Genomic DNA, 24065 nt, shown 5'->3' on the forward strand with positions numbered 1-24065 from the left:
CAGCTTTTATCAACAAGGTATGCGGGCCGCAACCCTTATACAGTCTATCTCGTAGACCTCTTTGTCACCCCCCCAGCTTCCTGTTATGATGCCGTAGCCATGTAAAGAGCTTGCCAGCTTTTCAGAAGAAAAATTTATTCGGTAGTGAGGAGCATAATTTTGAGGCTGAATAACTCTAATTTCACCCGAGTATTGTAGCTCTATGCTGAGCATTTCTGTAAGTTCTTTGTCAATAGATTCAAAAGCGACATAATTAGTTTGAGTAACGCAGCCATCAGCAGCTATCAATCCTAATAAATAAGCTTTAGCTTGAGAGTCAATTACATCAAAATAGCTCTCATTTAAAGTATAGCGGTTTCGCCGCTTAGTATTAATGTCCGCTTCTTTTAAAACCCTTGAAACTGCTCTTTCGCTCACACCAAGGTAGTTAGGAATGTCTCGACACTCCATGCCCTGATTAAAAGCAGAAATGATTTGTTCCTTGTGTTCCGATTTTAGCTGCCTATAGTCGAGATACATTTTATATATCTGAGCTAGAGTTGATTTGTTTTAAGTCTAATCCTTGTTCAAAGATTTCGTCAATGGGCAGCATTTGACCGCCAACAGTCATAAACTTGTGATCTTTTGTGGCGCGAATTATCGAGCCATCTTCCAGACAATACTCAAAGACCTCCTGCTGCCCCCGGCGATGCCACTGTGCAATTGACTGTGTATAAATATAACCGTTGCTATCAACACTATAAACAGTACATTCAATTTTTTCCTCAACGATTTTGCCAATAGCCATCGGCCCATATTCCACCGTCAATATCTTCGTGTCATAGCTCAAGCAATATTCCGCAAATTGCAGCATCTGCGCGAACAGTTTATCAGCAATTCTTTGACTGACTCCATTCTTAGTTGCGCCGTCGATAAACGTTTCTTTTTGCTTCTGCATTTCATCAGCTTTCTTCTTGCCCATTGCGCGCCGCAGCAAGTCAGCTTGACCCAAAGAATAGCCCGCCAAATCTTGAGCCATCCGCATAATTTGCTCTTGAAAGCAAAGCGTTCCGTAAGTCTCTTTTAAAATCGGCTCTAATAGCGGATGATCGTACTCAACTGTTTTACCGTGCTTGCAGTCAATAAACTGAGGAATCAAACCTGCATCCAGCGGGCCAGGTCGGTAAAGTGCCAAAATAGAAGAAATATCATCGAGACAGGAAGGTTTGAGTTTTTTCACTACATCCAGCATTCCAGAGGATTCTAGCTGAAAAATACCTTCTAAATCTCCTCTTTCTAAAAGTCTATAAGTTTTATCTACATCATCAGGTAACTTTTTGATTCTGCCAAAAGTCTCTTGAGCTCTGCGCTCTATATCAGAAGGTAGCATTTCTGGATCGACAATTAGATTTTGGGTTTGCTTAATATAATCAACTGTTTTCTGGAGCGTGGTTAAATTTTTCAATCCCAAAAAGTCCATTTTCAGCAGCCCCAAAAATTCCAAATCTTCCATGAAATATTGGGTAATTACAGCACCCTCATTATTCTTTTGCAGCGGTACAAGTTCATCCAACGGCTCTGAAGAAATTACCACACCTGCTGCGTGAACGCCATAGGTTTTGTTAGTTCCTTCAATGCGAATTGCCATGTCAATCCACTGACGCACAGGGACTTCTGTCCCTGTTTCTTCATTGATGCAAATTGTATTTTCATAGTTGTCTTTAAATTCCTGTGCAGGTGTGTCATCGGAAATCATCACTTTAAGTTTTTCTGGTTTTCCCCTGGACACGGGAATTAATTTTGCCATTTCGTCGGCTTTTTTGTAGGGAATACCTAACACCCTCCCAACATCTTTCAATACAGCTTTTGATGTCATTCTGTTGAAAGTAATAATTTGCGCTACGCGATCGCTACCATATTTTTCAGTAACGTATTTAATCATGTCGTCCCGCCTTTCTATGCAGAAATCGCTATCAATATCTGGCATGGATTTGCGTTCTGGATTGAGAAATCGCTCGAATAGTAATCCGTGGTGTACGGGGTCTATATTGGTAATTTTGAGGACGTAGGCAACTAGAGAACCTGCGGCAGAACCGCGTCCTGGCCCTACTGGGATATCGTTGTCTCTAGCATATTTTATGTAGTCCCAAACTACTAAAAAGTATTCCGAAAAGCCCATCTGCTGAAGCATTTTCAGTTCGTATTCTAATCTTTGTTTGTAGACTGGGGGGATTTCATTTCTGGTGCGGGCTTTGAGGCGTTCTAAGAGTCCCAGCCAGGATATTTCTTCTACATAAGTATCGGCTGTATGTTCTGGAGGAATTGGGATTGTGGGAATTCGAGCTTCTCCTGTGAGCTCGTATCTCGATACTTTATTTGCGACCTCTAGGGTATTTTCTATCGCCTCTTTGATTGTTTCATCATCCAAATGATCTCGAAACAGTTGCGCCATCTCGTCTGCTGACTTAAGATACTCAGTGCCGCTGTAGCGCATCCGCTTGTCTTCTTCAATCAGTTTGTTGGTGTTAATGCAGAGTAAAGCATCGTGTGCTTCTACGTCGTTGCAGGAAATATAGTGAGAATCATTGGTGGCAATTATTTTAATCTTGAGTTCGCGGGCAATTTTGACGATTTCAACATTAACAATCCGGTCTTCCGGAGAACCGTGGTCTTGAATTTCTATATAGTAATCTTCCCCAAATACTTCTTTATACCAGGTGGCTACTTCACGGGCAGTATCTAGCTTGTTTTGCAGAATCATTTGGGGAACTTCGCCGCCCAAACAAGCACTGGTGACAATTAAACCTTCGGAGTATTGTTTTAGGAGTTCCTTGTTGATGCAAGGTCTGGCAAAAATACCTCTTTCTGGCATTCCCTTTAAATGGGAAATTGTAGTTAGCTTGACGAGGTTTTTATAACCTTGGGTATTTTTAGCTAAAACAACTTGATGGTATTTTCTTCTACCTCGAACTTTTACTTCTATGTCGCCGTTGACGACATACATTTCGTTGCCAATAATCGGCTTGATATTTTTATTTCTGCAAACTTTGATGAGTTCGATCGCGCCGTACATCACCCCGTGGTCTGTAAGGGCGATCGCGGGCATCCCCAATTCCACCGCCCGTTCTGCGAGCTGTTGTAGCTGAGAAGCCCCATCTAGTAAGCTATAATCGCTGTGAATGTGCAAACCAACGAAGGACATAGGGATTTAAAATATAAGATTTGAGAATTTAGATTTTACACCATTGCCGTGTCAAAGCGTAAAATAAAAAACAAAGCTTTATATCAATCTTGAGCTGGTTTGAGCTGGGGCTTCTAAAAGTGCAAAAGATGAGGTTGTCGCGCTATTGATGATTGAATGGGTAAATTATTCTCGATCGCGATCGAACTTTTACAAACTTGCTTGTTGCAAATAACGCTCCAAGTCCTTCACTCGTTCTTGTGTCACCCTCGCTCTGCAATAACCGTAGGTAGAAGCAGCCAAAGTTCCACCTTCAAACTGTCCCATTTCATAATTGCAAGATTCATCTCTAAACTTGAGCCAACTACGCTGTGCTACTATCAATCTTTGCTTTTGTTTGCTGTTGAGTTTGGGCTGAAGTTGCTGATATACTTGATTGAGTTTTCTGTCTGCTGCCTGAAACTCTTGACTGGAGCACGCATTCTGCTCCTGTGTAGTTTGAGGAATTTTACAGTTAGGCTGTTGGGCGAGTTGCAAGGAAGTGTTGCTGGCTTTGCTGGGAAGCAAAAATCCGGCTGTTAACAACAGCGAACTCGCGGCTAATTTGACCCAAATAGTGATTTTTTTCAAAATATTTACCTCTTTTTCAATCTTTAATTTTTTCTGGCTGAGCCGATCGCCAAATCCACCAAGCCGCCGCCCACAAAGTAAAATTGCCGAAGAGAGTCATCGCCGCTTGCAGGGTAACGATCCATTCTAGGGCTGGAGAGTTGTCAAAATAGTGCCATGTACAGGCACACATAGCACTGACGAGAGCGGGCAGCATTCCGGCGGAAAGGGCCCACCAAGCTCGGTTTTGAGTGACTTCGCCGTAAGTCCAAATTAACCAGATGGCGGCAATCCACTCGACGACGCTAGAGATGTGAATAATCCAGGTGGGAATTGACAAAGCGTGCATTTTTTGTATGGCGAACGAAGATGAAAGATTTATCTATCGCGACTTACGCAACTGTCATATTAAAGTATGATGCGTCATACAATTTGAGATTAGCGATTTGAGATTTTATTAGATTTGTGATTTGAGCTGACTGATGACGTAAAGCCTTGAAGCTTGATGACAGTAGCATTTTTTTGGTAGTAGTAGTATCAAATTTCAAATCTCAAAAAAATCTAAAATCCCCAATCTAAAATCTAAAATAGTTAGATTCCCCATCACAAACAAAGAAAAGAGTAGAAATGCGAGCAATTTTGTGCGGCTATTACGGTAAAGGCAACGGCGGCGACGAGGCGCTGTTGGCATCGCTACTGCAAATGTTACCAGATGGCGTGACGCCGATCGTCCTATCTGGCAATCCTGTCGAGACAAATCAGCGGTACGGGGTAGCTGCGCGCGATCGCATGAATGCGTTCCAAGTTCTCGAAGCACTCCGCACATCCGACGCGCTAATTTGGGGCGGCGGTAGTTTAATCCAAGACGCTACTAGCATTGCGAGCCCTTTCTATTATGGGGGTTTGATGGGATTAGCGCAGCGGATGGGCTTAAAAACAGTTGCCTGGGCCCAGGGAATTGGGCCTTTGAAGCGCGAAATGACTCGCAAGTTATCTCAGCGCTGTTTTGCTGGATGCACCGCCGTCAGCGTGCGCGATAAAGGTTCAGCTACTTTACTTGCAGATTGGCAAATTCCCTTTACTTTAGCGCCCGATCCCGTGTGGGCTTTGGAGAATTCTCCCGTGTCGGGTTTGTGGGATTTACCTGCGCCCAGAGTTGCTGTTTGTTTGCGTTCTCATTCTACACTAACTCCTGCGCGTTTGTCGATCTTAACTCAAGCTTTAGTTGACTTTCAAAAAGCAACTCGCACCTTAATTTTGCTGCTGCCTTTTCAAGCGTCTCACGACTTAGAAATTGCGAAATATTTGCACGAAGCCCTGCCCAAAACGAGCCGCATCCTCAGTTTAGACGATCCGAGAAAATTGAAAGGAGTATTCCGGGGAGTCGAAATGGCGATCGGGATGCGCTACCACAGTTTAATTATGGCAGCATCCGAAGAATGCCGCTGTTTTGCCCTCAGCTACGACCCCAAAGTCAGCCAGTTAATGGAAGAGCTAGAAATGCCGGGATACTTATTATCAGAATTGCCAGACGATCCTTATTTAATCAGCAAAACCTGGATCGAACACTATGCCAACGGCGACGCATTATCGCCGGAAAGGATAAAATTTATAGTAGGGCGATCGCTCTTTCACCGCGAAGTATTGCAAACTGCACTCCAGTAATCTCATTTAGAGGTGAAATACAATGACAATCAGTACAGCCGAATTAAAAATTACCTGGGAAAAATTGCCAGACGATTTCATTTTAGACGAGGAACCTGTGGAAAATATCGACCAACCCTTGCTAGCTGCAGCCTTGCGGGAAATCTTAGAAATCGCAGGGCTAATTTTAGCAGGAATATTAGTTGCCCCAAACATGGGAATTTGCGCTACATTAAACGGCAAGCTAGTAATCAAAGCTCCAGATTGGTTTTATGCCCGCAACGTACAACCGCTTTCTAGTCAAGAAATTCGCCGCAGTTACACTCCCAACTTAGAAGGAGACATTCCGGCGATCGTGATGGAATTTTTGTCAGCTAGTCCCAACGATGAATATTCTAGTAAACAAACTTATCCGCCTGGAAAATGGTATTTTTACGAGCAAATATTGCGCGTTCCAGTCTATGCACTTTTTGAACCGGCCGCCGGAGTGTTAGAAGTCTACCACTTGGATTCATCAGGAAAGTATGAAGTACAACCACCCGATGCTTTCGGCCGTTATTGGATTTCAGGAGTTGGGTTATTTCTGGGTGTTTGGCAGGGAACAAAAGCCGAAAGAACCGGATATTGGTTGCGGTGGTGGGATGAGAGCGGAGAGATGTTATTGTGGGGAGCAGAGATGGTAGAAAGGGAACGGCAGGAAAAAGCAAATGTTCAACAGCGGGCCGATCGACTATCCGCCCAATTAAGAGCAGCAGGCATCGAACCCGAAGCCTAATGCAATAATGAGAAGTTTAAATTTGTCCCTCTGCAATTTAATATTGCTCATTAATTAAAAAGTATTGAATAACCTCGTAAAAATCAATATTTATCTGCGTTAATCCACGTTAATCTGCCTTCATCAGCGGATTAAAATTACATTCAGGAGACAGCAAAATTGGCAAGAGTAAGAGTGCGGGAACACGTCAATCCCCTATCAATTAGATATCAAGCATCTGCAAATCCCCCGGATTGGACTAAAATCTATGCAGACTTAAATTTACCGCTGCATTTAGATATCGGCTGCGGCAGAGGACGGTTTTTGTGGCACATGGCGCAAATCCAAACAGACTGGAACTTTCTCGGATTAGAAATTCGGGAACCTTTGGTAGAAGAGGCGAATCTTTGGCGGGACGAAAAAGGCTTGACAAATTTGCACTATTTGTTTTGCAATGCGAATAGTTCCCTGAAACCAATTTTAGAAACTTTACCCGCAGGTATTTTGCAGCGAGTTAGCATTCAGTTTCCAGATCCCTGGTTCAAGAAAAAGCACCATAAACGGCGGGTGGTGCAGCAGGAATTAGTCAACGAATTGGCAACTTATCTGGCAATTGGCGGCGAAGTTTTTATCCAGTCAGATATTGAGGAAGTAGAAAGGGAAATGTGCGATCGCTTTTCATCTCACCCTAGTTTTAAACGTCAAAACGGCGACAACTGGCTAGCAGAAAATCCCCTACCTGTTCCTACTGAAAGAGAAATTGCTACTCTGAAACGGGGCGAACCAGTTTATCGATCACTCTATCAAAAATAATTCTCGCTTTTGCCAACTCACCTTTGTTATAAATGTTATAACTTACATCTTGCACCTTGGTTAGGAACAGGCAAGATGCCTGTTCCACAAAACTTAATTTTTTTGTTTAACGGGCATCTTGCCGGTTAATAAATGAATTATTTCTAACTTAAACCCAAGACGGCAGCCACATCCGAATTTTCCATTCCATTTGCGACAAAGGCAGTCCCAAATAGATAGGCATCCAGAAAGTAAAAGCACCGAAAATCAGAAAAATAATTGTTACCCCCATCCCTCGGAGTCGAGTTTGAGGGCTGTGCAGCCACCTGTCAACCCACCAAGCAAGTGCTAAGGCTGCAAACACAGAACAGCCCATATAATGGTACAAAAATATGCAGCGAGTCACCTTCACCCAAGGCACCAAATTAGCGGACCAATTAACTATTAAATATAACCCCAGCCACATTTCAGCAGTCGGCGGAAACAAAATCGGCCGCTGCTGTTCTATCGTGTCAACCGAAGCCTCGCTGCGCGTTTGCAGCCACACCAATATCCGGTGAACTAAAACTCCTATTACTAGCAGTAAAGCTAAGGTTGACAGCCACCAAAGCAATGGGTTTCCCATTGCGTGAACGTCAAAAATTGCCTGAGTTGCACCTTCAGGTAAAGGTGGCAAAACCGGATCTGGTTGGGCATTGCTGCTAGCAGTTTTGTAGAAGTAAACTATGGGGCGCAGCATCAAAGGCCAACTGTACCACGTGGAACAGTAAGGATGCACGTCAGGCCCGCTTTTAATCCGCTGGTGATAAGTCAAAATCTCCGTTTGCATCTGCCAGAAATTGGGAGTTGGATTAAAGTACAGGTGAGGAATCCAAGAGATGCTGTAAACTAGAATAGGAATAATAGCTAGACTCAAGCAGAGTTCTAGAAAATTGAGTTTAGTCAGTTTTTGTACTGGACTTTCGGCAGGAATTAGAGGTGAATCTACCTCGCGGCTTTGTTCTTCATTTCCTCTGTTACCCTGGATAAAACGAACTGCCCAAGCACAGATTAAAATTAGATAAGTACCGAAAAGAAACCACAATCCGTTCCATTTGATAGCAGCAGATGCGCCGAAACCTATTCCGGCGAGTACCAGCCAAAGCCAGCGCTTTTTGCCTTCTGCTTCTACGGCTTTTAAAATAAATAACTGACCTAAAATTCCAAATAAAACCAGATAAATGTTGTTCAGCGCGTAGCGAGACTCCACTAAAAACAAACCGTCGAAGGCGATAAATAAAGCAGCAATAAAAGCAAAGGTGCGGCGCGGAACTAGCTGATAAGCTAGTGCTCCCACAACTAGGGGAGTAAAGGAACCTGTGAGAGCATTCAGCCAGCGGTAATCCCAAGGGGAAAGCAGGGAGCCAGCCATACTGTTGACGGCTGTTTTGCCGAAAGGAAGATGAGTACCGATCCAAATGCCGATCGCAATTATGTACTGGCTCAGAGGCGGGTGAGCGTTGAAAAAGGGAGTTTTTGTGAGATAATTGTTGGCAAATTTAGCGTAGTAAACTTCGTCAAATACTAAGGTATTAAATCGCTCCAGTTCCCAAAATCGCAGAATTAAGGAAAATAGGAACACAGCGAACATTCCTAAGCAAAAAACTAAAGTATATCTGTTGAATTGTTTTTTGTTGATTTTCATAAAACAGCAGCAAATAGTAAATGCTAGATTTGAGGGCGATCGCTAATTTAAAATTCCTGAGTTGAGACTAACGTAAAATAGGACTTGTGCCGAAACCTAATTTTTTAGGAGAAACCTGGTTTTTTGGAACAACTCGGTTTCTTAAACCCGGTTTCTCATAATGCTTGGAGTGTGCAGCGAGAAGCAGTAGCGACTATTGTTTCACCAAATGCTCCCGATCTAATTGGCAAGCAGGAAGGAAAAGGGTGCATCACAAGGTGCGATAGATTATGATAGCAGCTAATCATGTCTTTTTTGAGCGAGTGCTTATGAATCCCATACTTTCGATTTGGGGGCGTTGGGGCTTAGCTGTAGGTGCGACTATCCTGATGGGATCTGCCGCCGCGCCAAATCCCCAGACATTTGAAAGTTTTGCTGATTTCTGTACCAACAAAGAGAATTTGACCCCTGAAACCAGGCATACGGTGGAGGTGTTGCTATCAAAAGCAAAAACACAAGAGTGCGACCGCGCTCAAAAAACGCTGACTAATCTCACAGAACTTTCCCTAATTCGCAATCAAATAGTCGATATCAAACCATTATCAAAATTCACCAATCTGAGAAAGCTCAACCTCAGTTTAAATCAAATAACAGATGTGCAACCCTTATCGGGACTGACTAATCTGAGATTTCTCGTCCTCAATTTCAATCAAATCTCAGACGTGAAACCCTTATCGGGGCTGACTCATCTGACAGAGCTTTTCCTGGAAGCCAATCAAATCGTAGATGTAAAACCTTTAGCTGGATTGACTAATATAACAGGGCTGTCCCTCGCATCAAATCAAATTGTAGATGTGACACCTTTATCGAGAATGACTGAGTTAAATTTTCTTTATTTGAGTGGGAATAAAATCGCAGATGTAAAACCATTATCGGGATTGACAAATCTGATACTGCTTTTTCTCGCATCAAATCAAATCGCAGATGTCAAACCTTTAGCGGGATTGACAAATCTGACCGCCCTAGACCTCAGTAGAAATCAAATCGCAGATGCCAAACCTTTAGCGGGATTGGTAAATTTGACAACCCTCGATCTCAGTAGAAATCAAATCCCGGATGGGGAAGCCGAGCGATTAATACAGAAAAACAAAGAACTATTAAATCTAAAAACAGATGAAGCCGAGCGATTGGTTCAGGAAGCTAGGCGACTATTCGCTCGCGAAACAGCAGCATCTTATCAGGAGGCCTTGCAAAAGTTTGATGCAGCGCGTTCGCTTTATCAAATGCTTAGAAATCGGGAGAAGGAAGCTTACACGCTGCATCAAATGGGCTTCATTACTAATAGATTAGGAGACAGACAGCAAGCCCTGAACTACTACAAGCAAGCCCTTTCTTGGAATCAGACTGTAGCCGATCGCCCTAAACAAGCCGTCATCCTCAACAATATAGGCGCCGTCTACTATGCTTTGGGAGAGAAACAGCAAGCCATCGACTACTATAACCAAGTCCTTTCCCTAATTCGGGAAATGGGCGATCGCCCTGAAGCAAGTATCAACCTCAGCAACATCTCGAACCTACCCGCAAACAGCGACACATCTTTGGGCGATCGCACTGGGGAAGCCACCACACTCAACAACATCGGCTTAGCCTACAACGATTTGGGAGAAAAACACAAAGCAAAAGAGTATTTCAACCAAGCCCTTCCCTTATTCCGCGCTATGGGCGATCGGGCTAAGGAAGCCACTACCCTCACCAATATTGGCTTAGTCTATTCAGATTTGGGAGAAAAACAAGCAGCCCTCGACTACTACAAACAAGCCCTCGATTTGAGACAAAAAGCGGGCGATCGGCGTGGAGAAGCCCTCACCCTCAACAATACAGGTACTACTTACTCAGAATTGGGAAAACAGCAGGAAGCAGAAGAATATTTAAAACAAGCCCTGCCGCTGTTTCGCGCTGTGGGCGATCGTCCTGGGGAAGCTCTCACTCTCTACAATATGGCTAATATCAAAGGCGATCGAGGCAATTTAATCGCAGCCCTCACTGACATTGAAACCTCCATCAAAATAATCGAAAACCTCCGCACCAAAATTACCAACCACGAACTCCGCATATCATACTTTGCCACGGTACAAGACTATTACCAGTTCTACATTTACCTGTTAATGGAACTGCACAAAACCAATCCCAACTCTGGTTACGATCGCAAAGCCTTTCAAGCTAGCGAAAGTTCCCGCGCCCGCAGCCTCCTCGAACTTCTTCAAGAAGCAAACGCCGATATTCGCCAAGGTGTCGCCCCGGAATTGTTGCAGCAAGAACGCAATTTACAACAGCAACTCGATGCCTTAGAAACACGCCGAATCGAAACTATAAGCCGCCCCAATCATACCCCCGCAGAAAAAGTAGAATTAGAGCAAAAACGGCAAACTTTACTAGGACAATATCAGGACATTCAAGCCCAAATCCGCTCCACCAGTCCCCGGTACGCAGCCCTCACCCAACCGCAACCTTTAACCCTGGCCCAGATTCAACAACAAATCCTCGATGATCAGACAATTTTACTCCAGTATTCTCTAGGGAAAGAACGTAGCTATCTGTGGGCTGTGACTAAAACCAGTATCACCAGTTATGAATTGCCTAAACGTACCGACATCGAAAAAGTGGCTCGCAATTTCCGCGATGCTGTGACTAACCCGCGCTACCGAAACATTGCCGATCGAGTTGCTGAAGCTAACAACACGCTCAGTCAAATTATTTTACAGCCTGTAGCAGCACAACTCGCTCAAAAACGCCTGCTGATTGTTGGCGATGGCATTCTCAATTACCTCCCCTTTGCCGCCCTCTCGCTCCCCGAAACACCCGGTAGAAATCCGAATCCGCCTTTAATTGTAGACCATGAAATTGTGCTGCTGCCTTCAGCTTCCACCTTGGGAATCTTAAGACAAAACTACAATGACAGACAACCCCCAACTCGGACTTTAGCAATGCTCGCCGATCCAGTTTTTAGCGGTGACGATGAACGAGTCAGAACCCAGTCTAATAGCGGCAATCCCCAAGCAATAGAATCAGTAAATCTCGGTTTAAGCCGCTCTAGCCGCGCCAATAACATACAGTTGAGCCGTTTAAAATTTACACGCCAAGAAGCTCAAATCATTCAAGCATTAGTACCAGCCAATTCTCGTACCGAAGCTTTGGATTTTGAAGCCAGCCGCGCTGCAGCAACCAGTCAGAACTTAAGCCAATATAAAATCATTCATTTTGCCACTCACGGTTTAGCGAATAGCACTAACCCGGAACTATCGGGAATCATCTTGTCACTGGTAGATGACAAGGGCAATCCTTTAAACGGATTCCTACGGCTTACTGATATTTTCAATCTCAAATTAGCAGCAGAGTTAGTAGTGTTAAGTGCCTGTCAAACCGGAATGGGGCCGATCGTTCAAGGCGAGGGCATGGTAGGATTGACACGGGGATTTATGTATGCAGGGGCTCAGCGAGTCGTGGTGAGTTTGTGGAGTGTGGACGATGAAGGAACGGCTAAGTTAATGTCGAGTTTCTATCAGGGAATGCTGCAAAAAGGGTTAACGCCAGCAGCAGCATTGAGGGCGGCACAACTGGAAATGTGGAAGCAGGAAGAGTGGAAATCTCCCTATTATTGGGCGGCTTTTACGCTTCAGGGGGAATGGCGATAAATTTCATGAAAAACCGTTATGATATCAAGTTTGATTAATTGCTGATAAAACCTATACTGGCATCGGGCATCGGGCTGGCCATGAACAACAGCCAACAGTCAACAGTCAACTGTCTTCCTTCTTCCTTCTTCTACTAAAGTGTTAAATCGCTCTAGTTCCCAAAAGCGGAGAGTTAAGGATAGGAGGAACACACCGAGCATTCCCAGGGCAAAAACAAACATTGATTTGTGGGATTGTTTTTTGTTGGCGTTCATAAAACATCAAAAAATAGTAGAGGCTAGGTTTGGGAGCGCTCGCTAATTTAAAAATACTGAGTAGAGAATAGCGTAAAAATTACAATTATGACTTTTAACCTTCGCGGAGGCAAATCCGATGCGGTCGATCGCCCTTAGAGGATGCGGCGCTACGTGCAGCGGTGGACTGGCACAATATGCCCCCGATGCAATCGGCACGCAGTCCGGGAAATCGCACCTGATAAGCTGCGATCGACTATGATACCGGTTAACAAGGTCTTCTTTGAGCAGGTGTTTATGAATCTCAGGCTGTGGGTTTGGGGGCGTTACGGACTCGCTGTAAGTGCTCTGATTTTGCTAGGAGTCCCGGCGGTAGCTGCACCCAGTGCGATAAAAATTAGTCAAGGGGTATCGCAGCAGTCCGAGGGCAATCCTGCGGCTGCTGCTGCTGAAAGAGCTTTGAAAGAAGGGGATCAAGTTTACCAGGAGGGGACGGCGGAATCTTTAAGAAAAGCACTCGCCAAATATGAAGAAGCGTTAAAGCTGTTTCGCGCCGGGGGCGGTCGCGCTGGGGAGGCTACCACCCTCCACAGCATCGGCAAAGTATACTCAGATTTGGGAGAAAAACAGAAAGCGCTAGAGTATTACAGCCAGTCCCTTCCCCTGAGTCGGGCAATAGGTGATCGTTCAGGGGAAGCTGTCACCCTCACCAACATCGGCAGAGTCTACTCAGTTTTAGGAGAAAAACAGAAAGCCCTAGACTATTACAATCAGTCCCTTTCTTTGAGCCGGGTAATAGGTGATCGCCAAAAAGAAGCCTACAACCTTCTAGGTATTGGCATGATCTACGCAGAATTTGGAGAACAGCAGAAAGCGCTAGAGTATTACAATCAGTCCTTTTCTTTGAGCCAGGAAATAGGCGATCGCCGTTGGCAAGCTTTCACCTTGATCGTCGTTGGCAATGTCTATTCAGGTTTGGGAGAAAAACAGAAAGCCCTAGATTATTACAACCAATCTCTTCCCCTCAGTCGAGAAATAGGCGAGCGCTCTGTTGAAGCCTTCGCCCTGATTTCTGCTGGTAGAGTCTACTCAGAATTGGGAGAGAAACAAACAGCCTTAGACTCTTACAACCAGTCCCTTAAATTGTTCCGGGCTATAGGTGAACGCGAACAAGAAGCTCGTACCCTTAACTACATAGGTATTGTCTATTCAGAAGTGGGAGAAAAACAGAAAGCCCTAGAGCATTACGGCCAGTCTCTTCCCATCAACCAAGCTGTGGGCGATCGCTCTGGGCAAGCTGTTACTCTAATCAGCATTGGCCATGTCTACTCAGAATTGGGAGACCAACAGAAAGCTTTAGAGTATTACAGCCAGTCCCTTCCAATTTTCCAGACTCTAGGCGATCGCTCCTCAGCAGCAACCACTCTCACCAGCATTGGCATTGCCTACTCAGAATTAGGAGAAAAAGAGAAAGCCTTAGAATATTTTAACCAATCCCTTATCCTCAAGCGCATAGTAGGCGATCGCTCTGGAGAAGCTCGCACCCTCACTGGCATTGGTAACATATACGCAGAATTAGAAGACCAACAAAAAGCCCTAAACTATTACAATCAGTCTCTTTCTTTGAGCCGGGAAGCAAGCGATCGCCAAAGAGAAGCCTACAGCCTTATAGGTATCGGCAGGAGCTACGCAGAATTAGGAAACAAAGAGAAAGCATTAGAGTATTTCAATCAATCCCTTCCTCTGAGTCAAGCCACCCTCGATCGCTCCTTAGAAGCTCTTACCCTCTATAGTATTGCTACTATCAAACGTGACTATGGTAATCTTAACCAAGCTCTCACTGAGATTGAAGCCTCCCTCAAAATTATTGAAAGCCTCCGCACCAAAATTGCCAGCCCAGAACTCCGCACCTCATACTTTGCCACCGTACAAAACTATTACCAGTTCTACATTGATCTGTTAATGCAACTGCACAAAACGCAACCCAAATCTGGTTATGATACCAAAGCCTTTGAAGCCAGCGAACGTTCCCGCGCCCGCAGTCTCCTCGAACTTCTGCAAGAAGCAAATGCCGATATTCGCCAAAGTGTCGCCCCTGAATTATTGCAGCGAGAACGCAGTGTGCAACAGCAACTCGATGCCCTAGAAAAACGGCGCGTCGAAGTTTTCAATCGCCCCAACTACACTCCCACCCAAGAAGCAGAATTAGAACAACAACGGCAAACTTTAATCGCACAATATCAGGACATTCAAACACAAATCCGCGCTACTAGCCCCCGGTACGCAGCCCTCACCCAACCGCAACCTCTAACGCTTGCACAAATTCAACAACAAATCCTCGATGATCAGACAATTTTACTCCAGTATTCTCTAGGGAAAGAGCGCAGCTATCTCTGGGCTGTAACCAAAACCAGCATCACCACTTATGAATTACCAAAAGCTGCCGACATCGAGACAAATGCCAGAAAATTCCGCGATGCTGTCACAGCTCCAAGTTCCCGAAACAGCCCCAATCAAATCGCCCAAGCCAACGATGCTATCAGTCAAATGCTCTTACAGCCCGTTGCGGCCCAACTCGGTCAAAAGCGCCTGCTGATTGTTGGCGATGGCATTCTCAATTACCTCCCCTTTGCTGCCCTTTCCCTCCCCGGAAAATCAGGTGAAAATGGGAATCCGCCTTTAATTGTAGACCATGAAATCGTGCTGCTGCCTTCAGCTTCCACCTTGGGAATCTTAAGACAAAACTACAGTGACAGACAACCTCCTACTCGGACTTTAGCGATTCTCGCAGATCCAGTTTTTAGCCCGGAAGATGAACGATTAAAAAACCAGTCAACCGCCACCAATCTGCAAGCAATAGAATCAGTCAATCTGGGTTTAAGCCGCTCTGGTCGCGACAATAACTTACTGTTGAGCCGTTTAAAATTTACACGCCAAGAAGCTCAAATCATTCAAGCATTAGTACCAGCCAATTCTCGTACCGAATCTTTGGATTTTGCAGCCAGCCGCGCCGCAGCAACCAGTCAGAACTTAAGCCAATATAAAATCATTCATTTTGCCACTCACGGTTTAGCGAATAGCACTAACCCGGAACTATCGGGAATCATCTTGTCGCTGGTAGATGAAAATGGTAACCCTTTAAACGGATTCCTGCGACTTACTGATATTTTCAATCTCAAATTAGCAGCAGATTTAGTAGTGTTAAGTGCCTGTCAAACCGGAATGGGACAAAACATTCAAGGCGAGGGCTTGGTAGGATTGACACGGGGATTTATGTATGCAGGGGCTCAGCGAGTGGTGGTGAGTTTGTGGAGTGTGGACGATGAAGGAACGGCTACGTTAATGTCGAGTTTCTATCAGGGAATGCTGCAAAAAGGGTTAAAGCCAGCGGCGGCTTTAAGGGCGGCGCAACTGGAAATGTTGAAGCAGGAAGAGTGGCGTTCTCCTTATTATTGGGCGGCTTTTACGCTTCAGGGGGAATGGCGATAAATTTTATGAAAAACCGTTATGATATCAAGTCAGGTTAATAGTTGATATATCTTATATGGTAATAGTCGAGCAAATTTTTGCAATGTGGCGGAATGCTTTTTGTGATTTTTTTTGTAGGCTGCTACTGCCATTCTCTCCATTGCCTCACAATATCTTCTAGTTCCCCAGCAAACGAATCAGTTGCATAAAGACCAAAGTTATTAATCATCTCGCTTTTTTCTAAGGGAGACTCAGCTTGAAATAGAGATTCATCTAAGTTAAAAAGCGATAATTGGCGAGACTCGTCATCCGATGGATTCTGGTGTAGGGATGTTTGCTGGCTGACAAAATCGCCCATCCGTTCGCAACCCTTAGCAAAACGGCGCAAAGTAGTTGAGATCGCCTCAGAACTATTATCAATTCCTATCCATCTCCTCCCAAACTCCGAAGCAACACTCAAAGTCGTACCCGAACCGGCAAAGCAATCGAGCACTAAATCATCAGGATTTGATGAAGCTCGAATAATTCTACTAACTAGATCACGGTTTTTCTCTGTTGGATAACCTGTAATTTTAATATTCTGATTGTGAGCATCGCGAAACTCTAGCCAAATATCTTGTACGGGAATCCCGCTACTGCTATCCAAATATATCTTGCGACGGGGATTTCCTGTTGCAGACCAATATATTTCCCCTCTAGCATCCATTTCATCTAGTGTTTGAGGTGGAAATTGCCAATGCTTTCCCGGTGGCGGATTCATCCCTCGCCAAGACTTTCCAGTTTCGCCATTTCGCACTCCCGGCGCATGAATCGGAACCTTTTTATATCGCCGTCCAGTTTCCTTTTCAATATATTCATATTCTTTGTTGGCGCGCTTATCAGTCCATTCTTCAACAGGACGATTCCAGACATAAGTATCTGATTTACTATAAAACAGGATAAAATCTGAAACATTCCCGTAAGTCTTTTTTGTGTAGTTCTTGGGATTACATTTTTTGCGAGTAATCCAATTTCTAAAATTGCGTTGACCAAAAATTTCATCCATAATCACCTTGATATAAAATGCCATTTTATCATCAAGATGGACATATATTGAGCCGTCATCAGCTAATAACTCTCTCAATAGTATCAACCTCTGACGAATAAATTCAATATAACTGTTCCCTCCTAATAAGTCAGAATAAGCCGCAGTCTGAGAACGCGATTGAAACACACTTTTAGTTGCAAAAGGCGGATCTATATAAATTAATCTTACTTTACCTTTTACTGAACTATCTTTAAGTAAAGATGCTAAAATTGGTAAATTATCACCATAGTAAAGACGGTTTTCATTTGCCAGACTTAGCTGTTCATTGCTAGACCACAGTTTTACACATTCAGCTTGATGAGTGTCTAAAACTTCACTTGCAGGCACTTTTCCTGGATAGGAAAAGCACGCATCCAAGCTATTGTTTAATTGGCTTTCACTAAAATTAGATGCAGCTTGACCCTGCGATTGTTTTTTAGAAATACCCGTAGCCATTGTCACTCCTATTTTCAAGAACGCAGCCATTCCACTGTAATCCGATCTGGAACCATACGCAGTGTCAATACAATAATCTTGTCTTGCCAGCTATTTTCAATATTTGCGTAGTCATCCCACATCGATCCGAGTAAGAGACCAGGCCCATCATTCAGGAAAATTACTTTAGTTCTTAAGTTATGATTTTGTGTATAGCTGAGGATTTCATCAGCGCAGCTACGATAACCACCTGTTCGGTCGTCTTCTTGTGCACCGCCTCTATCTGAATCATATCTTGCCAATCCTATTGCCAGCAAGTCATTTTCATTAATATCGTAAATCACAAAATCAACAGGACGTTTCGGGTTGGGATAGTTGGCGAAGACATTTCCCATCAGGATATCTTTTCCAGCTCGCTCTGGCCCTCTGATTGCCAAGTAGGGAAAGTGTAACCGGAATAAGGAGAAAAATCTTTCAGTTAAGTCGTATCCCTTTTTTCCGCGACTTTTGTATTCCCACAATAAAGCCGACAGTGCCTCATCGGGAATTGGACGAGTCATATAAGCAGCTTGAACTTCTTGAACAGACCTAAAACGTACTCCGAACTGATTGCAAATTTCCGTTGCCTTTTTTTTCCTTCTGAGCATTTCCACGGGAAGCTCAGGGCTGACATACTTGCGAAACACCCTAAAAAGTTGAACTCGCATCCATGTGCTGGGAACCTCTGAAATCTGTATAAATAGACGCACCGATGATTCAGAAGTCCTGAGTAATTGCCCAAACATTACTAGAACAGGTTCGTAAAGTTCGCAAGCCTCCTGCAATATATCGGGATAGTATTCTCCGGCAGTCAAGGTGATCCAGTTCTGTCCATCGGCTTTGTAGTCTGCAAAAGAGTTGCGTCTTCCCGAACTCATATCACTCATTCCTCATCTCACAATTAACTCCTTCATAAAGTTCCTTAATTGAATTTGAAACCATATCGCACGCCCGCCCATGAAAACTAATCTAACATCATACCAAAAAAAGCGGCTCCGCTTGTCGCAGAACCGCCGTCACAGAGGATGAAAAATCAAAACTTAACGCACAGCGCCCTGTACTGAAGGTGATTCAATTGTTTTCATGAAGTACAGCTTCAACAACTGCCAGCCGTTCGACAGATACAAAGGCAATTTTTGGAAGAACTGCAAGAATTTCGGAGTATTAGAAGCAACAATTGCAGTCAACTTCTGATTGTTCTTGAGGCAAACATCCAGCCTTTCATAAAACTCGGGATTGTTCACGTCCAGCATGACGGGGAATACGCGGCCTGCTGTTTCGTTGGTCTTTTTAATCACTTCGATGTCGTATTCGCGAGCATCGAGACCGAGCGATCGATAAAAACCGGCGCGCTGGATATCATTGAGATACATTGTCGCGAACACTGACAGCAAGAAGAAACGGCACCAAAGCTTAGCACGCCAATCGTTCAACATCTGAGGCTGAGCTCTCATCACCGCATCGAAGAAATCTCCGTGGCGGTTTTCATCCTGACACCAATTTTCAAAGAATCGGAAAATCGGATAAATCTGGTCTTCAGGATGGGCTTTTAAGTGCTGATAAATCGTGATGTAGCGCCAATAACCGATCTTTTCAGACAAGTAAGTCGCGTAGAAAATAAACTTGGGCTTAAAGAATGTGTAACTGCGGCTCTTTGTCAAGAAACCCAAATCTAGGGACAAATTAAAGTCGGACAGGGCTTTGTTGAGGAATCCGGCGTGCCGCGCTTCGTCCCGCGACATCAGCAAGAAACCTTCGGCCAGCACTGGATTTTTGTCCTTGAGCTTGCGTGCCAATTCTTTGTAAAGCAAGAATCCAGAAAACTCTGCGGTGCAAGAGCGTTCCAGGAATTCAATGAACAACTGGCGCTTTTCGCCGTCGATGTGTTCCCAAGATTGATCGAACTCGGCATCACGCACGAAGTGGTTGCGGTTGTAGTCAACGCGGAACTCTTCAATAATTGCTTTTAGTTCGGCTTCATTTACCGAGATGTCCATTTTGGCCATCTCGTCAAAATCTGTTGTGTAAAATCTCGGCGTGAGAATAGTTTCTTTGGCTGGGGCTTTCACTCCCGGCCGCAGTTCTTCAAAAGTGGGTTTTTTGAGGGAATCTACCATATGTTTATTGGATTTCTGCTTATAACTACTCGCTTGTTTCCATTGTCGGGTACTGCGGGCGATCGCGCTCGTGTATGTCCGGCCAGCGCTGGCGGCGCGCTTGCTTTGGCGCTCCGTGTGGAATCCAGTTCTAAGCTGCTGTAATTTCCACGCCCTCCAGTTTACCAAGCTCTCGCCCGCGCAAATATGTTGATGGCGTTAAGAATTGCTACGCAAAATTACTCATGGGCTTCCAGACAGAAGCTATTGGGAAACCAAATTCTGCCTTTTGCTCAGTTTATTAGGCTACCACACAAATAAATTCCCATGTCAAGCTGTTTAAACAGCAGATAGAAAGTACAAAATGTATATAGGGACTCCAATTCTAGAATAATCAGGCAGGACGGTCAGAAAATGAGCAATTTAGGTGTTAGTTACCTTTTATGGGCAGCTTGTTTTTTCGGCCCCTTCGGACTCCACCGCCTCTACAACGGCAAGATTGGTAGTGGTTTGCTGTGGCTGTTTACCTTTGGCTTGTTTGGGTTTGGGCAATTGTTTGACTTGCTGCTGCTGCCGAACATGGTGGACGAACGCAATGCCAGTCTCAGGGGCAAACTCGGCGTATCTCGCGAAGGTATACCGCTATATCCAGTCAGCGGGGCGATCGCCGCGACATATCCCAAGCCAACTCCAGACCAGTTAGGGGTTAAACTCCTGAAGGCAGCTTATACCAAGAACGGAAGATTATCTGTCACCCAAGGGGTGATGGCAACCGGCGCTACTTTTGCCGAAGTGGAAGAGGCTTTCACGGCAATGCTCAAAACGGGTTATGTGAGTATCGAGAACGATGCGGTAACGGGCGTCGTGATCTACCACTTTCACGAACTTTAGCTGCTGCGGGTGCGTGATCTAGGGGATTTTGTCTATTTTTCCAGAAGCTAATCGCTGACGCACCCTACTACTTGATATTGGTTGGTGAGCAGTTATTGCCGTTTTTTGAGTAAGCATTGCCGACAAAATCGGCTAGAATGTTTGTTTGTCTATATAAGCAGAAAGTATTTAGCGTCATGGCAGTCCCTAAGAAGAAAACCTCCAAATCCAAGAAGAATATGCGTAAGGCCACATGGAAGCGCAAAGCTGTAGTGGCAGCTCAGAAAGCTTTGTCTCTGGGCAAATCTGTTCTGACTGGGCGTTCCAACAGCTTCGTGTATCCCGGCAATGAAGAAGAGGAGGAAGAATAGAAACGGAATACCGGGCATGGGGCGAACCCGATGCCCGATCGATCAATCCTTTTTTGCTGTTGGTAAAATCAGCATGGCATCGCCAAAGGAATAAAAGCGGTACTGTTGCTCGATCGCTTCTCGGTACAAATCCAACAGCCGAGGCCTTCCAATCATCGCACTTACCATCATCATCAAAGTAGAGCGGGGCAAGTGAAAATTGGTAATCATCCCCTCTACAACCCGCCACTTGTAACCAGGGTAGATAAACAAATTGGTCGGGCCGCAAAAAGGTTGCAAGGAAAAATCGCCACTCGCGGCGGCGGCTCCCTCTAAAGCTCGGACGGCTGTTGTACCCACGGCAATGATCCGCCCGCCTCGGGCTTGAGTTTCCCGGATTTTCTCGACGGTGGCGGGGGGTACTTCCACCCATTCGCCGTGCATTTTGTGAGCCGTCACGTCTGTCACCTCCACCGGGCGAAACGTCCCTACTCCGACGTGCAGGGTGACAAAAGTTTTTTCTATTCCCCGCTGTTCCAAGCGGCTGAACAATTCTTCGGTGAAGTGCAGGCCTGCTGTGGGGGCCGCCACCGCCCCAAGCCTCTCGGCATAAACAGTCTGGTACTGTTCCGCTGAAGCTTGGGAATTTTCGATGTAGGGCGGCAGGGGTATGTGGCCGTATTCGTCCAAAAACTTCGCCAGATTCTCATCTGTGGGGATGTCAAACTCCAACAGCCGTCCCCCTGTTGCGTCGTCCCTCTCTATAACTGTTGCAGTCAATCGACGACGATCGGGCATCGTGGCATCGGGAAGGCAACAGCAAGGAGCTGTGGTCGAGTCCTCACAGGCAGGGGCGATGGGATCAAACTCAATTTTTGCTCCCAACTTTAAGCGTTTCCCCGGTTTAACCAAAGCCAGCCAGCAGTTGTGCTGCCGTTCTTCCATCAACAATATCTCCACAGCCGGGCCGTTGGGTTTGTGCCCGTAGAGCCTCGCTGGCAGCACGCGGGTGTTGTTCAGTACCAGCAAGTCGCCCGGTTGCAGCAAATCGGGTAAATCCCTAAAAATCCGGTGTTGGTGGCTGCTAGGAGAATCTACAGCCAGCAAGCGAGAACTGTCCCTCGGCACTACGGGATTTTGGGCAATGCGTGAGGGCGGAAGTTCGTAGTCGTAGCCGTCCAAAGACCAGTCCATCTCTGTCATCGAGTGAATTCCTGTGCGATCGATCTGTCAACTGGGTAACAAATTGGGTAAAAACCCCCATCCAAAGTCGGGTGCTTTTCCCCTTGTGGTCGCGGGTATAGCCCGCGAGGATAGAGGTGTAGCATCAGCTTTGCTCATAAGGATCGTTATGGAATACCTCTACTACATCGCCAATACTAGCCTTACTCTGAGAGTCGTGGATTACCTACGCACGGCTCATCATCTTCCCTTGCAATTTATCACTGTTATTCACCAAATTGACGGCTGGGTGGTAAAGGTGAAAATGAGCCAATATTTAACACCCGAAATGCACGGGGATTTTCGGGCTTTTATGAACGAACTCGGGATTCCTTACGATCCTGAAATTCGCTTGCAAATGGCGCTGTGGAGTTTGGAAACCGGACAGTCCCCGCTGAGCGTGATGCGCCGCTACCAGGTGGCAGTGGTTTGTCACGGCAGCCCTGACCGTAAGGAAATTGAAGCGTTTCGCCAGCAGTTTGTCAAGGGTCTGGGATATTGCCCGGAAACTCTCGCCTAGATTGCTACGCATATAAATATAACTGTGATGAAAGAACAGGAGAGGGAGAGAAGGGAAAAGCGGGAGAAGATTTAACGCTTTTTTCAGCTCCGTTAAAGCTCAAGAGAGAAATGGGCGACAGCCTAGGCAAGTTAACCATTAAAAATTACCTAGTGGCATTGCTTTGAGATTTTACCCTCTAAATTTTAATTATATATTTTTAATTGCTAAAAGCCGAGCGAATGTATTCTTCCAGGGTGAGTCGGTAGTTTCCTGTAACGGCGGATTGAGAGTGCGCTGCTGTTAATGGTGGTAATATTCGCTTACTGTTTTGTTGTGAAGGTTCGCACCTGACTAAGGCGACATCAAAGCGACAATAATTATTGGCTAAATCTGGATGAGTGCTTAAAAATATTTCGGCTGTTTGCCAAAGTTTGGCTTGTTTTGTGGTGGTAACAGCCAGCATTCCACCAGCATCCCAATTTCCCCGGCGGCGAGTTTTTACCTCTACAAATGCTAATGTTTGGGAATGGGGAATGGGGAATGGGGAATGGGGAATGGGGAATGGGGAATTTTCGTTACCTCTGTTGATTTCGCTTTCTTCATCTCTTCCGAGTGCGATGATGTCAATCTCTCCCCAGCGACAGTGCCACTGGCGGTGCAGGATTTCCCAACCTTGCTGCTGCAACCAGTCGGCGACTAAGTTTTCTCCCAATGTGCCGATATCCCGAGAGTTTGGGGATTGGGGGGAATTGGAGTCAGCCGTCGCGAGCGGGCGATCGCTCTTTCTGGTAGAATTCAATTCTGAACTGTCACGACTGCCCATTAGCTTGAACTTGTATGATGATTTCTCGAATTCGCCAACATCGCAAAAATATTTATACTTTCTTGCTGAGTTTTGTTATTTTAGCAGTAATTGCCTCTGGGGCGATCGGTATTAATCCCGCACCTGCTTTCGCTTTGGATCACGACAAAGAAATCCTAGTCGGCGCTGATTTTACTGGGCAAGTTCTGACTGACGACAGCTTTAATAAAGCCAATCTTCGCAACAGCAATTTTACTAATGCAGATTTGCGGGGCGTCAGCTTTTTTGCTGCCAATATGGAAGAAGCAAATTTAGAAGGCGCGAATTTCACGGGTGCGACTTTAGATTTGGCTCGCATGATGAAAGCAAATTTAACTAATGCTATCCTTGAGGGTGCTTTCGCTTACAATACCAGGCTGGAAGGAGCTATCATTGACGGTGCAGATTTTACTGAGACACTGCTGCGAGACGATATGATAGAAAAACTTTGTAAAGTGGCAAAAGGTACTAATCCAGTGACAGGTAGAGATACTCGCGAAACTCTTTTTTGCGATTATTAAAAGGCTCGTTGAATAAAGGAATAAAGTCCTTAGTACAAACAGGCTTCTAGTAAGGACTTTATTACTTATATCAGTTAAAAAAATGTAACCGCAGGCAAGCTTCCAACCT

At 45.1% G+C, this 24065-nt stretch carries 21 protein-coding genes; 10 read left to right on the plus strand and 11 right to left on the minus strand.

The window, feature by feature from the left end; genetic code table 11:
* Positions 1 to 9 precede the first annotated feature (9 nt).
* The 4 genes from QUA77_RS01640 to QUA77_RS01655 all read right to left on the minus strand — a co-directional run bounded on the left by QUA77_RS01640 (position 10) and on the right by QUA77_RS01655 (position 4118).
* Entirely contained in the window at positions 10 to 519 is a 510-nt protein-coding gene (locus QUA77_RS01640; RefSeq protein ID WP_333449052.1) for an LAGLIDADG family homing endonuclease, read from the minus strand.
* A 1-nt stretch (position 520) separates the two neighbouring features.
* Positions 521 to 3181, minus strand: coding sequence for a DNA polymerase III subunit alpha (locus QUA77_RS01645; protein WP_333449053.1), 2661 nt, complete (start codon positions 3179 to 3181; stop codon positions 521 to 523).
* 189 nt (positions 3182 to 3370) lie between these two features.
* Positions 3371 to 3790, minus strand: coding sequence for a lysozyme inhibitor LprI family protein (locus tag QUA77_RS01650; protein ID WP_333449054.1), 420 nt, complete (start codon positions 3788 to 3790; stop codon positions 3371 to 3373).
* 16 nt (positions 3791 to 3806) lie between these two features.
* Positions 3807 to 4118, minus strand: a complete 312-nt coding sequence (locus QUA77_RS01655) for a DUF2499 domain-containing protein (RefSeq protein ID WP_333044371.1) — start codon at positions 4116 to 4118, stop codon at positions 3807 to 3809.
* 278 nt (positions 4119 to 4396) lie between these two features.
* Between QUA77_RS01655 and csaB the strand changes: the two genes are divergently transcribed.
* The 3 genes from csaB (at position 4397) to trmB (ending at position 6980) form a co-directional block, all read left to right on the plus strand.
* Complete coding sequence (gene csaB / locus QUA77_RS01660) at positions 4397 to 5434, plus strand: polysaccharide pyruvyl transferase CsaB (RefSeq protein ID WP_333449055.1); 1038 nt, start codon at positions 4397 to 4399, stop codon at positions 5432 to 5434.
* A 22-nt stretch (positions 5435 to 5456) separates the two neighbouring features.
* Positions 5457 to 6188, plus strand: coding sequence for a Uma2 family endonuclease (locus QUA77_RS01665; protein ID WP_333449056.1), 732 nt, complete (start codon positions 5457 to 5459; stop codon positions 6186 to 6188).
* A gap of 159 nt (positions 6189 to 6347) precedes the next feature.
* Entirely contained in the window at positions 6348 to 6980 is a 633-nt protein-coding gene (gene trmB, locus QUA77_RS01670; RefSeq protein WP_333037211.1) for a tRNA (guanosine(46)-N7)-methyltransferase TrmB, read from the plus strand.
* 148 nt (positions 6981 to 7128) lie between these two features.
* On the opposite strand, the gene QUA77_RS01675 is transcribed toward trmB, so the two are convergent.
* On the minus strand, positions 7129 to 8643 hold the full coding sequence (locus QUA77_RS01675) for a phospholipid carrier-dependent glycosyltransferase (RefSeq protein WP_333449057.1): 1515 nt from the start codon (positions 8641 to 8643) through the stop codon (positions 7129 to 7131).
* A 308-nt stretch (positions 8644 to 8951) separates the two neighbouring features.
* Here QUA77_RS01675 and QUA77_RS01680 point away from each other — a divergent pair, with 308 nt between their 5' ends.
* Positions 8952 to 12314: a CHAT domain-containing protein gene (locus QUA77_RS01680; protein WP_333449058.1), complete on the plus strand. Its 3363-nt coding sequence runs from the start codon at positions 8952 to 8954 to the stop codon at positions 12312 to 12314.
* Positions 12315 to 12412: 98 nt separating this feature from the next.
* On the opposite strand, the gene QUA77_RS01685 is transcribed toward QUA77_RS01680, so the two are convergent.
* Positions 12413 to 12568 carry a hypothetical protein gene (locus QUA77_RS01685; protein WP_333449059.1) on the minus strand — a complete coding sequence of 52 codons (156 nt, stop codon included), beginning with the start codon at positions 12566 to 12568 and terminating at the stop codon, positions 12413 to 12415.
* 276 nt (positions 12569 to 12844) lie between these two features.
* Here QUA77_RS01685 and QUA77_RS01690 point away from each other — a divergent pair, with 276 nt between their 5' ends.
* Positions 12845 to 16036, plus strand: a complete 3192-nt coding sequence (locus QUA77_RS01690; RefSeq protein WP_333449060.1) for a tetratricopeptide repeat protein — start codon at positions 12845 to 12847, stop codon at positions 16034 to 16036.
* Between the two features lie 121 nt (positions 16037 to 16157).
* On the opposite strand, the gene QUA77_RS01695 is transcribed toward QUA77_RS01690, so the two are convergent.
* The 3 genes from QUA77_RS01695 to acsF form a co-directional block, all read right to left on the minus strand.
* The gene (locus tag QUA77_RS01695; RefSeq protein ID WP_333449061.1) at positions 16158 to 17537 is read right to left on the minus strand and encodes a site-specific DNA-methyltransferase; all 1380 of its coding nucleotides are present in this window, start codon (positions 17535 to 17537) and stop codon (positions 16158 to 16160) included.
* Between the two features lie 14 nt (positions 17538 to 17551).
* Positions 17552 to 18433, minus strand: coding sequence for a hypothetical protein (locus tag QUA77_RS01700; protein WP_333290837.1), 882 nt, complete (start codon positions 18431 to 18433; stop codon positions 17552 to 17554).
* A 162-nt stretch (positions 18434 to 18595) separates the two neighbouring features.
* Positions 18596 to 19672, minus strand: a complete 1077-nt coding sequence (acsF, locus tag QUA77_RS01705; protein ID WP_333182559.1) for a magnesium-protoporphyrin IX monomethyl ester (oxidative) cyclase — start codon at positions 19670 to 19672, stop codon at positions 18596 to 18598.
* Here acsF and QUA77_RS01710 point away from each other — a divergent pair, their 5' ends adjacent.
* The 3 genes from QUA77_RS01710 to rpmF all read left to right on the plus strand — a co-directional run bounded on the left by QUA77_RS01710 (position 19673) and on the right by rpmF (position 20892).
* Entirely contained in the window at positions 19673 to 19816 is a 144-nt protein-coding gene (locus tag QUA77_RS01710) for a hypothetical protein (RefSeq protein ID WP_333042419.1), read from the plus strand.
* A gap of 249 nt (positions 19817 to 20065) precedes the next feature.
* Positions 20066 to 20542, plus strand: a complete 477-nt coding sequence (locus QUA77_RS01715; protein ID WP_333042421.1) for a TM2 domain-containing protein — start codon at positions 20066 to 20068, stop codon at positions 20540 to 20542.
* A 176-nt stretch (positions 20543 to 20718) separates the two neighbouring features.
* Positions 20719 to 20892 (plus strand): 50S ribosomal protein L32, encoded by a 174-nt coding sequence (gene rpmF, locus QUA77_RS01720; RefSeq protein WP_006632406.1) that lies wholly within the window; start codon positions 20719 to 20721, stop codon positions 20890 to 20892.
* 42 nt (positions 20893 to 20934) lie between these two features.
* Here rpmF and queA read toward each other — a convergent pair whose 3' ends face one another.
* A complete protein-coding gene (gene queA / locus QUA77_RS01725; protein ID WP_333449062.1) occupies positions 20935 to 22074 on the minus strand; it encodes a tRNA preQ1(34) S-adenosylmethionine ribosyltransferase-isomerase QueA in 1140 nt (379 codons plus the stop codon).
* Between the two features lie 148 nt (positions 22075 to 22222).
* On the opposite strand from queA, the gene QUA77_RS01730 reads away from it, so the two are divergent.
* Positions 22223 to 22612, plus strand: coding sequence for a hypothetical protein (locus QUA77_RS01730; RefSeq protein ID WP_006632408.1), 390 nt, complete (start codon positions 22223 to 22225; stop codon positions 22610 to 22612).
* A 199-nt stretch (positions 22613 to 22811) separates the two neighbouring features.
* Here QUA77_RS01730 and QUA77_RS01735 read toward each other — a convergent pair whose 3' ends face one another.
* Positions 22812 to 23417, minus strand: coding sequence for a YraN family protein (locus QUA77_RS01735; RefSeq protein WP_333449063.1), 606 nt, complete (start codon positions 23415 to 23417; stop codon positions 22812 to 22814).
* 14 nt (positions 23418 to 23431) lie between these two features.
* On the opposite strand from QUA77_RS01735, the gene QUA77_RS01740 reads away from it, so the two are divergent.
* Positions 23432 to 23956, plus strand: a complete 525-nt coding sequence (locus tag QUA77_RS01740; RefSeq protein WP_333449064.1) for a pentapeptide repeat-containing protein — start codon at positions 23432 to 23434, stop codon at positions 23954 to 23956.
* Positions 23957 to 24065: the final 109 nt, after the last annotated feature.

It is taken from the genome of Microcoleus sp. K5-D4, from assembly GCF_036704575.1.
In the GTDB taxonomy this organism is placed as follows: Bacteria; Cyanobacteriota; Cyanobacteriia; order Cyanobacteriales; family Microcoleaceae; genus Microcoleus.

What these genes read in the sequence shown, in the direction of transcription:
- QUA77_RS01640 (WP_333449052.1), bottom strand. Translation starts at nt 519, where the DNA reads ATGTATCTCGACTATAGGCAGCTAAAATCGGAACACAAGGAACAAATC.
- QUA77_RS01645 (WP_333449053.1), bottom strand. Translation starts at nt 3,181, where the DNA reads ATGTCCTTCGTTGGTTTGCACATTCACAGCGATTATAGCTTACTAGAT.
- QUA77_RS01655 (WP_333044371.1), bottom strand. Translation starts at nt 4,118, where the DNA reads ATGCACGCTTTGTCAATTCCCACCTGGATTATTCACATCTCTAGCGTC.
- csaB (WP_333449055.1), top strand. Translation starts at nt 4,397, where the DNA reads ATGCGAGCAATTTTGTGCGGCTATTACGGTAAAGGCAACGGCGGCGAC.
- QUA77_RS01665 (WP_333449056.1), top strand. Translation starts at nt 5,457, where the DNA reads ATGACAATCAGTACAGCCGAATTAAAAATTACCTGGGAAAAATTGCCA.
- QUA77_RS01675 (WP_333449057.1), bottom strand. Translation starts at nt 8,643, where the DNA reads ATGAAAATCAACAAAAAACAATTCAACAGATATACTTTAGTTTTTTGC.
- QUA77_RS01680 (WP_333449058.1), top strand. Translation starts at nt 8,952, where the DNA reads ATGAATCCCATACTTTCGATTTGGGGGCGTTGGGGCTTAGCTGTAGGT.
- QUA77_RS01685 (WP_333449059.1), bottom strand. Translation starts at nt 12,568, where the DNA reads ATGAACGCCAACAAAAAACAATCCCACAAATCAATGTTTGTTTTTGCC.
- QUA77_RS01690 (WP_333449060.1), top strand. Translation starts at nt 12,845, where the DNA reads ATGAATCTCAGGCTGTGGGTTTGGGGGCGTTACGGACTCGCTGTAAGT.
- QUA77_RS01695 (WP_333449061.1), bottom strand. Translation starts at nt 17,537, where the DNA reads ATGGCTACGGGTATTTCTAAAAAACAATCGCAGGGTCAAGCTGCATCT.
- QUA77_RS01700 (WP_333290837.1), bottom strand. Translation starts at nt 18,433, where the DNA reads ATGAGTTCGGGAAGACGCAACTCTTTTGCAGACTACAAAGCCGATGGA.
- acsF (WP_333182559.1), bottom strand. Translation starts at nt 19,672, where the DNA reads ATGGTAGATTCCCTCAAAAAACCCACTTTTGAAGAACTGCGGCCGGGA.
- QUA77_RS01710 (WP_333042419.1), top strand. Translation starts at nt 19,673, where the DNA reads ATGTTTATTGGATTTCTGCTTATAACTACTCGCTTGTTTCCATTGTCG.
- QUA77_RS01715 (WP_333042421.1), top strand. Translation starts at nt 20,066, where the DNA reads ATGAGCAATTTAGGTGTTAGTTACCTTTTATGGGCAGCTTGTTTTTTC.
- rpmF (WP_006632406.1), top strand. Translation starts at nt 20,719, where the DNA reads ATGGCAGTCCCTAAGAAGAAAACCTCCAAATCCAAGAAGAATATGCGT.
- queA (WP_333449062.1), bottom strand. Translation starts at nt 22,074, where the DNA reads ATGACAGAGATGGACTGGTCTTTGGACGGCTACGACTACGAACTTCCG.
- QUA77_RS01730 (WP_006632408.1), top strand. Translation starts at nt 22,223, where the DNA reads ATGGAATACCTCTACTACATCGCCAATACTAGCCTTACTCTGAGAGTC.
- QUA77_RS01735 (WP_333449063.1), bottom strand. Translation starts at nt 23,417, where the DNA reads ATGGGCAGTCGTGACAGTTCAGAATTGAATTCTACCAGAAAGAGCGAT.
- QUA77_RS01740 (WP_333449064.1), top strand. Translation starts at nt 23,432, where the DNA reads ATGATGATTTCTCGAATTCGCCAACATCGCAAAAATATTTATACTTTC.